The sequence below is a fragment of the Sutterella sp. genome (genome assembly GCF_030539355.1).
GTDB lineage: Bacteria > Pseudomonadota > Gammaproteobacteria > Burkholderiales > Burkholderiaceae_F > Sutterella.
Genome location: NZ_JAUNSF010000098.1, coordinates 1 through 11,290 on the forward strand (window position 1 = coordinate 1; position 11,290 = coordinate 11,290).

General features: G+C 64.7%; 8 protein-coding genes. 3 read left to right on the plus strand and 5 right to left on the minus strand.

Annotated elements, in window-relative coordinates; all coding sequences use genetic code 11:
• From Q4F91_RS11020 to Q4F91_RS11035, 4 genes are all read right to left on the minus strand, one after another.
• The coding region (locus tag Q4F91_RS11020; protein WP_303337664.1) for a helix-turn-helix domain-containing protein at positions 1-2,076 on the minus strand (2,076 nt) is incomplete at its 3' end.
• Positions 2,077-2,741: 665 nt separating this feature from the next.
• On the minus strand, positions 2,742-4,643 hold the full coding sequence (locus Q4F91_RS11025) for a zinc ribbon domain-containing protein (protein WP_303337666.1): 1,902 nt from the start codon (positions 4,641-4,643) through the stop codon (positions 2,742-2,744).
• Positions 4,644-4,891: 248 nt separating this feature from the next.
• Positions 4,892-5,566, minus strand: a complete 675-nt coding sequence (locus tag Q4F91_RS11030; RefSeq protein WP_303337668.1) for an XRE family transcriptional regulator — start codon at positions 5,564-5,566, stop codon at positions 4,892-4,894.
• Positions 5,567-5,637: 71 nt separating this feature from the next.
• A complete protein-coding gene (locus Q4F91_RS11035) occupies positions 5,638-6,231 on the minus strand; it encodes an IS607 family transposase (RefSeq protein ID WP_303337670.1) in 594 nt (197 codons plus the stop codon).
• Positions 6,232-6,328: 97 nt separating this feature from the next.
• Between Q4F91_RS11035 and Q4F91_RS11040 the strand changes: the two genes are divergently transcribed.
• Together Q4F91_RS11040 and Q4F91_RS11045 are read left to right on the plus strand one after the other, a co-directional pair.
• Positions 6,329-7,603 (plus strand): helix-turn-helix domain-containing protein, encoded by a 1,275-nt coding sequence (locus Q4F91_RS11040; protein ID WP_303337672.1) that lies wholly within the window; start codon positions 6,329-6,331, stop codon positions 7,601-7,603.
• Positions 7,604-7,906: 303 nt separating this feature from the next.
• Positions 7,907-9,244: a helix-turn-helix domain-containing protein gene (locus Q4F91_RS11045; RefSeq protein WP_303337674.1), complete on the plus strand. Its 1,338-nt coding sequence runs from the start codon at positions 7,907-7,909 to the stop codon at positions 9,242-9,244.
• A gap of 97 nt (positions 9,245-9,341) precedes the next feature.
• Here Q4F91_RS11045 and Q4F91_RS11050 read toward each other — a convergent pair whose 3' ends face one another.
• Entirely contained in the window at positions 9,342-9,956 is a 615-nt protein-coding gene (locus Q4F91_RS11050) for a helix-turn-helix domain-containing protein (RefSeq protein ID WP_303337676.1), read from the minus strand.
• 557 nt (positions 9,957-10,513) lie between these two features.
• Between Q4F91_RS11050 and Q4F91_RS11055 the strand changes: the two genes are divergently transcribed.
• Positions 10,514-11,149 carry a hypothetical protein gene (locus Q4F91_RS11055; RefSeq protein ID WP_303337678.1) on the plus strand — a complete coding sequence of 212 codons (636 nt, stop codon included), beginning with the start codon at positions 10,514-10,516 and terminating at the stop codon, positions 11,147-11,149.
• The last annotated feature ends 141 nt before the right edge of the window (positions 11,150-11,290 follow it).

Consider the following 11,290-nt stretch of genomic DNA (forward strand, 5'->3'; position numbering starts at 1 on the left):
CTCACCGGGCTTCTCACCGGACGTTTCATCGCAGAGGGGCTGCAGCCCGGCCGTCGGTGCCGGGCCCCGAGTCCGGTGTTCCCGGATCCAGGTTTCGGCCGCCTCGCTGAGAACGACCGGCACCGGGCACTCCCAGGCGCCCGTGTCGACGCCGTGGATGAGCATCGCGGGCGTTACCCCGAGAATCGCGGCGGCCGCGCGCGCCGCGTCCGGGCGGGGCAGGACCTTCCCGGCGGCCCAGCGCCGGACCGTGGCGCTATTCAGTCGGGCGAGATTTGCAAAGGTCTCGGGCGTGAGTCCGCGTTCCCGAAGAAGCGAGGAAAAGCGCCCGCCGAAGGCCTGCGGGCCGGGCTCCGGAGGGAGCCAGCGGGGGCCGCCCTCTGCGGAGCCACCCTCAAGCCACTCCGGATCGACGCCAAGCACCCGGGCGAGATCAGCCATCGCCTCAGGCGAGGGCAGGCTGCGGCCGGTGACCCAGCTCCAGAGCACGTCCCCGCTCACCCCGAGGAGAGGCGCGAGTTCGGCGACGCCGATCACACGGGCGCGCAGAAGGGCCTTCAGGCGCCCGCGGAAGGCCTCCCGCGGGGGAACGGGCGTCCGCGCGGCGGAGTCGGTCCCGGCCGCGCCCGTTGTTCTGTCGACCCCGGCGGGGAAGAGGAAATCGACGGTGGTGCCGAGCGCCGCGGCGACTTTCCCGGGCGAGCGCGGCAGTGCCCCTGCCGTGAACCAGAGGCTCACGGTGTCGAGGGTGCAGCCGCAGCGACGCCCGAGCTCCTGCATCGTGAGGCCGTGGTCGGCCATGAGCACCCGGAGCCGCCAGGTTGCGTGCCGCGCGAGGGGATTCCGGGGATCCTCGAGGTCGGCCGCCTTCCCCCAGAGAAGGACCGAGGGGCGGATCCTGAGCGCCCGGGCCATGGTCACGAGGCGGGCGGGCTGAGGGAGGCCCCGCTCGTTCAGGAACGCGGTGAGCGTGACGTACTTGAGCCCGAGGTGCCGCGCGAACGCCTCGCGCGTGAGACCGGAGTCCGCGAGGAAGCGCCTCATGCGAGCCGTGAATGCGCGGTGCACGGCTTCCCCCTGGGGGTCGGCGAGGAGCGCAGAGGGATCCGGGCCGGGGGCAGCGGCAGGTTCGGCGCCTGTGTCCGCGGCGGGGTGAGCGGGAGCCGCCCCCTCGGGCGTCACGGGGGGATTCCCGGGGATGGCGTCGACAGCTGACGAGGAGGACGAGGCCTCGGCCTCAGCCCCGGCCAGGAGCGGCCGGATTCGCTCCGCGAGGGTCTCGAGGGGCACGGCCGGCGGGGGAGCGGGTTCAGAGCCGCGCTCCCTGCCGGTGAAGAGAAATTCGGGAGAAGTCCGGAGCACCTCGGCGAGCCAGTCGACGTCCTCCGGCGCGTACCTGCCGCCGAAGAGGGCGGTCAGCGGCGCTTTGGAGCGGCCGCCCATCCCGGCGCACTCGCCCCGGGTGAGCCCGCGGTCGGCGAGGAGCACCGTGACGCGCCAGAGAAAGATGCGGGTGCGCGCGGGGAGCTCCGCGTGAAAGCCCTCGGGAGGAAGACGGCGCGCGGCTGCGGGACCGGTGAGTTCGCACGCGGGTCCGAGGCGGAGGAACGACGGCCGCACGCCGAACGCCTCGGCGAATGCCTTCACCTGCGCGGGGCGGGGGAAGCCGAGCCCGAGATGCCATTTCTGCCAGCTGCCCCGCGAGACCCGGAAGTGTGCGACGAATTTCGCGCCGGTCGTGAAGCCGGCCTTCTGCGAGAGGTCGGTGAAGCGCTTTGCGAACTCCGCGCGGGCCTCCGGGCCGTCGGGATCCCCGGGGATCATCGTGACCGGCTCGCCCGAGGGGAGCGGCGGGTGAACACCGGTGCGGATCCACCCGGGCGAGACCTCGAACGTCTTCGCGAGGAGCGCGAGGAGTTCCTCGCCGGCTGCGGAGCCGCTCTCGATCTCGCGGGCGACCTGCGTGACCGGGATGCCGTGGCGCTCGAAGAGGTCCCCGGGGGTGAGGCCGTGTTCGGAGAGGAGAATCCCGAGTCGTTCGGTGAGGCGGTCGTTCTGGCGGTCTGTGGCTGTCATGAGGCGTGTCGGGAGACGGTGCGGGGGCGGCGCCGGAGGAAATCCCGGACCGCAGCAGGAAATATTCTCACATCCGGGGGATCCCCGTCGTCTTCCGCATGTCTTCCGCAGGACGCCCCCAAGCAGGAAAGCGAGGAGACAATCTTCGGTCCCTGGGACGCCCGCGGCCGCCCGTGCCGCGGCTGACGCGGGACCGGGCGCATCACTCCCCGCGCGAATCATCCGGGTCACCTTCCTGACATGACACTTCGGGAAGAAGAAAATTTCCGCGCCGAAGCCGTTGAAAACCACCCGCCGGCGCCCGTAGACTCCTGCCGTTGGCACAATTCAACCGAATCTTTCACCCCAGGCTGAACTGGTATAACTCCTTTCGGGTCACATAAACGGCAGCATGCGTGCCCCGGGGGAGTCGGCGCTGCAACGGTTTGAGAACAATGCTCCTTTGGAGAGCAAGGCCCCTTCCTCCTCGCGCCTGTCGACATTACGACAATGTTGGATCCCCGTACGCAGGTGAACGGGCCGCAAGCTCGGTGGCCCGACCTTGAGCCACTGCCGTGACTCAAGCAAGGCTAAACCGTTCAGCATCCGCGTCCGGGGGGTTGGGGATAAGAGAGGCTCATGCACAAGTCACAAGCATCTCTTCGATTTGTTGTTGATTCTGTTCCTCAGGCAGTCTTGGCCTTCCGGGCCTTCGCCCGGCGCGGCTTTTTTGCCTTCTTCTCCTTGTTCACTGGGTTCTGTTCATACTTCTTGATGTGGTTCACGATTTCGGGGAGCGCGGTGACGCCTCGCTCGGCGCAGCGCTCAACGTACTCATTGATCGCCGCCCTGCACGCGTTTCTGACGCTCATCCTCTTCTTCCACTTCCTGCTGTGCAGTCGGCGAAGCATGTTCACCGCTCCAACCTGATCAGCATGAAACTTGGATCCGCAGTCGATGCATTTGAAATAATCTCCATTTCTGCTGTGTCTCGAAAACGCTAGGCACTTCGGGCACTGTTGCGACGAAAACGCGGCTGCGACGCGGGCGATCCGTATCCCATTGGTGGTGGCTTTGAACGTAAAACGCTCGTTGGTATAGCCGCGCCCCCACAGGGCCATCAGCCGCCTGACCCAGACCGGCCAGTTCTTGTTGATGGTGAACTGCCTGCCGAACTTCTCGAACACCCAGACATCAGCCGGATCATGCCTGACCATCTGATTGATGCTCGTGTTGACGAAAGTCTTCAGCGCTCCCTTGCATTTCCGTGTCAGCTTGTTCCATCCCTTGTCCCCCTTGTTGTTTTTCAATATTTTCCGCCGCTTCGCCTTGCTCCCGGTCTTCCTGTAGACAGCATCCACGCTCTGGCGGCCGGCCTGCTTCCTGCTCAGCCTCTCGGCGTTCCTTGAGATGTACTCACCGAAGCCGACGCCAAAGGACACGCCGTGGTCATTCATGGTCAGTTCCGTGACGCCCTGGTCGTACGCGCGGCAGTACACCTTGCCTTCTGCGGCCTTGGGCACGTTCCTGAGTTTCCTCACTCTGGCGAGCACCGTGAGATGGAAGAACAGCCCCTCATCGGTTCTCACCAGTCTGGCGTCACCGTGCTTGAGATGACCGTGCCCCTTGAGCGGCAGACAAGCGCGTTCGCCCTTATTCCGGGTGGTCAGCCAGACGAACTGCTCGCCGTCAATTTCCTCGGGCCTCCAACAGCTCTCGTCAAGGTCCTGCGAGCAGAATTTCCTGACAACCGGCAGCTGCCTGAACACCTGGTTGAAGACTTTGCGGATCCGGCGACAGATCGTCCTGCGCTTCTCGAACGGGATTTCCTTGAACTTCTTGATGTCAGGCACCTTGCCTTCAAGCACGTCGAAGAATTCCGTGCGGAGGTCGGCGAGCAAATGCCGGACATACTCCTGCTCTTTATCGGAGAGTCGGGCGAAGAACTTAGACTTCGCCATCTTCGCGAGGATCTGCGACTGTTTGCCGCACCAGAATCTGTTGACCAATTGGGCGGCTCCCTTCAGGGCCATCTGCCACGGATGTGTCTGAAGGCCGTAGGGGCTCTCGAAACCGGAATCATTGAGCAGCTTGCGAAGCTTCTGCCAGTTGTTCCCGATGCAGAACCGGCGGTATTTCTTCTGCTTGAGCATCTCGGCGAAGTCGCGCCGCTGCATGCAGGAGGCGTCAAGGCCGCCGTTGACCTCATTGAGATCCTCCTCGGACACGCGCGACGTGTCGATCTGACGGACGATCGTACGGTAGATCTCGATCCGCACCGTCTTCTGCCCACCTTTCTTCACAAACTTCTTCTTCTGCTTCTCAAGGCAGCGGGAGACAGTTTCCTCGGGTACCTCCTGAAGCGCCTCGGCAAGCGCACTGAGCCCGAGCACTTCTGCGGTCTTCGCGGGCTCTACGACGGTCGCCTGAAGGAGATTTACCTTCTTCTTCGCGGCGGACAGCTTCGTGCCATGGACCGTCCCGGAGGCCGCGGTGTCAGCGCGGTCGTTCTGCGGACGTTCGACGCAGAGACGGCCGGCATCGGTCGTGTCTTTCCCGGGGACGCGATTCGAAGTGGAAGTGAGCATTGCCGATCCTGAAGGTAAGAGGGTGAAGAAATTTCAAGGCAATCAACTGGCATTGACTGCGCATCTATAGATACATTCTAATTAAATCCAGTGACAATCATCATCACTGATCAGCCGTGCTCTTAAGTTAACTAATTGTCAGAGAAATGTCAAGAGTACTGTCATTTATAACGCCGTTATGAAGAGATTGGGAATCTTCAGGCGCGAAAAAGCCCGCCGGAGGCGGGCTTGTGAGGGGGCGAGGAGCGTCAGAGGCGCTGTCCGTTGAAGGCGCAGACTATCCGGCCATGGACGGAGACAGAGTTGAGCGCCTCCCTGATGACGACATCCTGTGGATACTTCGGGTTGTCGCAGTTGAAGATCAGGCGACCGTCAAGATCGGCATGCACGCGCCGGATGAAGCTGCGTCCGCGCGACACGATCATGTAGAGCCCGTCGTGCTTGAGTTCGGTCTGGCGGGTGTCAACGATGCAGAAACCGCCGCGCCGGAGCGTCGGATCCATGGTGTCGCTCAGAATGTTGACAATTTCGAACTGGTTCGGTCGGATCTCGCTCACGCCGGCTACGGTGCGGAGAAAATCCTCCGGAAACTCGCCGGAGCCGAGCACACCGACCTCTCCGGGCGGATCGGGCTCGTCTCCGCGGGTGTACCGCTCGGGGGCGGCGAGAATCACCCACCCGGGCCGGGACTCGATCGTCTGGCGCTTTACCTTCATTTCAGCCGCCGTCACAAACGGCTCGATGCCGACGAGCTGCTCGGGCGTCACGTCAAGATACGCGGCGAGGTCCATGAGGTACTTGCGTGAAGGCTTCCCGCGTCTGACCCACTGGGATATGGACTGGCGGCTGACGCCGAAGCGCTCGGCAATGTCCTGATGCTTGACGAATCGCGCATCGAAAATCTTCTGAAGCTGGCTGGTCATTTGGTACGTGAACCTGTGCTTGGGTTGCGTTCGGGCTGAAAGTTTATTGCATCAGCCGGGAAAGTACACTTTCACGCAACCTTTCTGTTAACGGCGTTGCTTGCAGTCAGCCGCTTGTTACGGTGGGATCTCCTGCCATACATGCGTGCAGCGAAGACCGTCATGAGCGTGGTGACGTCCCTGACAAGTTCCATTTCGAAGGAGATTTCGGGCGGCGCCTCAATGACCTTGAGTTCCGTCTTCATCCTTGAACAAAGGAATCGGATGAGTTCAACGCCGCAGCGCAGCAGCCTGTCTTCATGGAGCACGACAAGCGAACTGACACGGCCGCCAGGCAGTCGGCGCAGAAGTGCCTTTAGGCCTGGCTTTCGACAGTTGAGCCCCGAACCGATGTCCGAGAGCACCTCGTCGCAGCCGAGCGACTTCAGACGATCGATCTGGCGACCGAGATCGGATCGTTGATCATGGGAAGAGACGCGCGCGTAGCCAAGAACCTTTCGCTCTCCAGATGTGACAGCATCACTGTCGGCCGGGTGCTGGAAGCGTCTGTGTCCACCGAAAGTCCTGCCGGCGAGTTTTATGTATCCCCTCTCAACCCACCTGCGGATCGTGCTCGGAGAGACTCCGTAGTGTTTTGCAATCGTTGAGATGCTGCACAATGTCATGGCGGCCTCCTGTACTGAGGTCGGTGGTAGATATTCTAAGTTTTCCGCCTACTAGTTGAACCCGAAGCAGCTGCGGCAGGACCGAGGAGGAATTCCAATGGGCGCACGTCTCCCGATCACAGGTAAAAATCAGATCATCAGTCGCGAAGGCAGGTACTTCAGCGAGGATGAGATCGCCGAGCTGATCGAGCTCCGCTGGAAGGGCCTCAGCCCGCGGGAGGCCGCCCGGGAATTCGGCACGACTGAGCAATCTGTCGTCAGGCACTGGGAGCGCGTCACCGGGAAACGTCTCGGCGAGAAATACTCGGTGCTCACCGCGGATCAGACCTCGGAGCTCATCGTCCTCATCCGAAGCGGATACGCGCCCGAGAAGAGCGCGGAGATCCTCGGCATCACGATCACGCACCTCGGCGCCGCCCTTAAAAGCGACCCGGAGATCGCCGCGGCCGTCACCGAAGACGGCCTGCCGGCCTGGCGCGTCGCGCCGGCCTGGCGCGACCTGATGGACGCGGCCGTGCCCGTCTGGACCACCAAGCACTACCTGAGCGACAAGGAGATCAAAAGACTCGTCGCCATGCGCCGCGCAGGAAAGTCCCTGAAGGAGACCGCCTCGGCGCTCGGCGTGAGCGAGAGGACGGTCTCCCGCATCATGAGGAACGCCGCCCTGGAGACAGTCAGGCCGCGGACGATCCTCTCCGACGATCTGAGGAAACAGATTGTCGCCATGAGTGACGCGGGAAGCTGCCCGGAGGTGATCTCCCGCAGGCTCGGCGTTGCTGAACGGACGGTCCGACGCATCCTGAAGAAGGCGCTCAAGGCCGGTCCCGTCCCGGAGCCCGGCCTCCCGGACAGGGACGGGGCACCGCCCGCCGGACCGCTCGCCACCCCGCCCGCCGCACCGCCCGCCGCCGGATTCATTCGCCGGATCAGCGAATACATGACGTGGAGCGGTCTCGACGCCGAAACTCTTGGCACCCGCATCGGCGTCGCGGGCGACCGGCTCAGCGCCTGGCTCGCCGGCACGGCGTCGCCCAGCCGGGAAGAGGCCGCGAAACTCGAGATGTTCGTCAAGCGCAGCATCAGGTCGGGTCGCCCGTCCGTGCCCCGCTGCGGGACCGCCCCGGGCACGTTCGAGGAGCGCCTCAGGAAGCTGATGGTCCGCGACGGTCTCTCGGTGCCCGGGCTCGCCCGCAGGATCGGCGTGAGCGATGCGTGCGTCCGTAACTGGCTCAAGGCCAGGACCAGACCCAGCGGAAAGAGCCTCAGGCTCCTCGCCGAGGTCTTCAATGCAGCCGAAGACTGGCTCCTCTACGGCGACGACCTCAAGCGCCGCTTCCCGAGGCGCAATATCCCGTGGAAGCGCGACGTCTGACGTCTGCTTTCCGCCCCGGTGAAGAGGATCCGCCCTCCCAAGCCCGTCACGGAAGCGGACCGGAAGCCCGGGCACGGCTGCAGTCCCGTGCGCCCGTTCACATTGACTGCCCGCGACGAGTCCGGCCGAACCCGCCGGGCCTCCTCGGGACTCTTCAGAGGCCGTACGTTCTCAGAACCTTCCTCCGGTCATGACATGACACTCGCGGGGAGCGAAATTTCCGGGTCAAAGACGTTGAAAACCGCCCGGCGGCGCCCGTAGACTCCTGCCGCAGCAGCTGCAGCACGACCTTTGGGAATTCATATGGGCGCACCTCTCTCGATCGCAAGGAAAAATCAGATCCTCAGTCTCGGGCGCAAGGGCTTCAACGCCCGGGAGACCGCGAACATAGTCGGCGTTCACAGGAGCACCGTCCTCGAACACTGGAAGGCCGCGGGCCTCAAGGAACACGCCGGCAGGCACTTGAGCGAGGCTGAGATCGCCGAACTGATCGAGCTCCGCTGGAAGGGCGTGAGCCCGCTGGAGGCCGCCCGGGCATTCGGCGTGACTGAGCGATCCGTCGTCAGACACTGGGAGAGCGTCACCGGGAAGCGCCTCGGCGAGAACTACTCGGTCATCACCGCGGAGCAGACGGCGGACCTCATCAGCCTCATCCGCGGCGGAACCGCGCCGGAGACAAGCGCGGAGATCCTCGGCATCACGATCACGCACCTCGGCGCCGCCCTTAAAAGCGACCCGGAGCTCGCCGCGGCCGTCACCGCAGGCGCCCTGCCGGCCTGGCGCGATCTGATGGACGCGGCCGTGCCCGTCTGGACCTCCGGTCACTACCTGACCGACGCGGAGATCGAGAGGATCGTCGCCATGCGCCGCTCAGGGAAGTCCGTGACGGAGACCGCCTCGGCGGTCGGCGTGAGCCGCTGGACGGTCACCCGCGTCCTGAAGAAGGCCCCCCGGGAGACACCCGCGCCGCGGACAGTCCAAACATACGATCCGAGGACAAGGACCATCACCATCAGCGTCCCGGAACGCTCCGCCGAGGAGCTCCCGCGGGCGCCCGGCGTCACTGAACAAACGGAAAGGACGGAAAGGACGGACCGCCCTGTCCAAAAGGACACGATCACGGGCGGCCCCGTCCGGGAGCCCGGCCTCGCGGAAGGAGTCAGGGCATCGCCCGCCGCCCGATACATTCGCCTCTTGAAGCAGTACATGACTTTCACCGGTCTCGACGCCGGCACCATGGGCGGCCGCATCGGCGTCGAGGGCGAGCGGCTCGCCGCCTGGCTCGCCCGGACGGCGTCGCCGGACTCGGAGGAGGCCGAGAAGCTCGAGGCGTACGTGAGGCGCCACCTCAGTGTGGAGCCGGAGCCCTCGCGCTACGGCGACGCCCCCCGGGGAACGATCGGGGAGCGCCTCAGAAAGCTGATGGAGCGCCACGATCTCTCGGCGCCCGAACTCGCCCGCAGGATCGGCGTGATCGACAGGTCGGTGCGCAACTGGCTGAACGGCACGACGCCGCCCGCCGGAAAGAACCTCAAGCTCCTCGCCGAGGTCTTCAAGGTAAGCGAAGACTGGCTCCTCTACGGCGACGACCTGAAACGGCGCTTCCCGAGGCGCAATCTCCCGAGGAAGCGCGTCATCTGACGCAGGCGTCCCGCCGCCGGTGAAGAGGTTCCGGCCCCAGGGGCCGGTGCCGCCGGGCCGCCCGGATCTCACCGGGCCTCCTCGCCTTCTCACCTCATCAGGAGAGGTCGTACGTCTTCAGGACCTTCTTCCAGAGAAGCCTCATCAGGATGAGAGCCGGTCCCTTGGCGACGCCGTCGCCCTGCTCCCACTTCGCGACGGTGCTCTCGGAAACATCGAGCGCGGCCGCGAACTCCTTGCGCGAGACGTCGAGACGGTCCCTGAGCCTGACGACATCCTCCGCACTGAAGACCTTCGGCACGCCGTCGTCCTTCCCGGCCTTCGTGCCCTTCCCCGCGGGCTTCGGAGGCTCCACGGGCTCCTCCGGTTCGATTCCTCTCGCGGCGTCCATGCGGCGCGCCTCCTCGGTCATCACGTGGAAGACGTTTTCGCCCATGACGTCGAACCAGGCGAGCGCGACGCACATCGGCAGCGTCATCGACGAAGGATCCGCGATCCAGCGGTAGACGCTGCGGCGGGAGACGCCGATCAGCGACGCGAGATCGGCGAGCGTGACGCGGCGGTCCGCGGCGATGCGCCTCACGTCGAGCCCGTCAAATCTGCGCCAGGCGATCCGCCTGTGGCGAAGGGCCCTGAGGCCGCGGTCGAACGCGCGCGGGCTGTCGGGGGCGAATTCCTCGTTCTGCTGTTGTTTTGATTTCTTCTCCGGCATGTTTCTTTTTTTCCGGGTTGAGACAAGTGGTTGACCCAGGACGGTGCGGCTGAATGGGACCGCTACCGTCCGATCCTGTCCGATCAGACGCGGGAGCGGGGAAAGTGACCTGAGAGTCAGCGGCAGTCGAACCGTCCGATGACCCGGAGGCACCCTGAGAAACATCATGTCTCACCGGGAGCCCAGGCGGGCCGATGTCTGAATCATACACATTTCGTTTCCCCGAAGTGACACTTCGGCATCAGTCAGTTTCTGCCCCAGGAACCGGCGCGAGGCCCATGGCCGCGGAAGCCTTCGTTTTTTCTCAGCTAGGCCGTCCTGAGTCTCAGGACCGGTCGCTCGCCTTCCGCGCCTCGTGCGCACCGCGACAGGTCATCCTGCGCTCTCATCCTCACGTCAATGACCCGCCCCGTCACCGGGCGGATTCCGGCGGGGGCGCTCCGTCTCCCCGGGTTCACACACCTCGCCGCCCATGCGTCATCGATTGACTGTATTACGTCCGGTCCGTAAACTCCTCTCATTCTTCAACGAGTCACACGGATCAGGGAGGACCCGCCATGACCGAACCGCAGCACCGGAAAGAACTCACCGACGCCGAGGCCGTCGCGGCCGCGCTCGGTCTCACGGCATTCACTTATGCGGATCTAAGCCGCCGCCGCTACTGGCGCATCGCTTGCGGTACGAGAGGCCAGGACTGGCTCGACTGGGTGCGCCACGGCGTGGTGACGGTGGGCGGGGGAAGGCGCACGAGGAATCTCGGCGGCTGCACCTCCGCGGACGAGATCATGAAGCGGCTTGGGAAAAATGAGGCTGGCAGCGGACGAAGGCGCACGGCACTCTCGCTCTGGCGGTTCAGGACCGAAATGCGTCCCGGCGACGTGGTCTATGCCAGCAACGGCCGCGGCATCCACGGCCGCGGTGTCGTCACCTCCGGGTGTCTTTACTCGAGGAAAACCGGCATCGGCGAGGATCACTGGAATCTGCGCCGGGTGACCTGGACGCACTGGAGTCCGTTCACGGCATATGAATGGTCCGAGTGGAAACTCAGCGGCACGCTCGTCGATCACGCCGTCCGTCACTGCGACGAGGTGATGCGGCTCGAGCAGCACTACCTCGCCATGCCGCACGACCCGCCACCGGACGGCCGCCTCGAGCCGCTCCCGGCGCGCCTCTACTCCGCCCCGGGCCGCTGACCGCATCACTCATCGGGGAAACTCCGGGCACCTCCGGCAGTCACGAGGCACGCCGCGGCCTGCGCTTTTGTGAGAGCATCTCTCATTCACTCCGAAATTCATCAGACTTGAGCGGCAAGCTCCCCCGCCTCAGACCAACCC

Coding starts and splice junctions, on each gene's coding strand:
- Q4F91_RS11025 (WP_303337666.1), bottom strand. CDS start 4,643: ATGCTCACTTCCACTTCGAATCGCGTCCCCGGGAAAGACACGACCGAT.
- Q4F91_RS11030 (WP_303337668.1), bottom strand. CDS start 5,566: ATGACCAGCCAGCTTCAGAAGATTTTCGATGCGCGATTCGTCAAGCAT.
- Q4F91_RS11035 (WP_303337670.1), bottom strand. CDS start 6,231: ATGACATTGTGCAGCATCTCAACGATTGCAAAACACTACGGAGTCTCT.
- Q4F91_RS11040 (WP_303337672.1), top strand. CDS start 6,329: ATGGGCGCACGTCTCCCGATCACAGGTAAAAATCAGATCATCAGTCGC.
- Q4F91_RS11045 (WP_303337674.1), top strand. CDS start 7,907: ATGGGCGCACCTCTCTCGATCGCAAGGAAAAATCAGATCCTCAGTCTC.
- Q4F91_RS11050 (WP_303337676.1), bottom strand. CDS start 9,956: ATGCCGGAGAAGAAATCAAAACAACAGCAGAACGAGGAATTCGCCCCC.
- Q4F91_RS11055 (WP_303337678.1), top strand. CDS start 10,514: ATGACCGAACCGCAGCACCGGAAAGAACTCACCGACGCCGAGGCCGTC.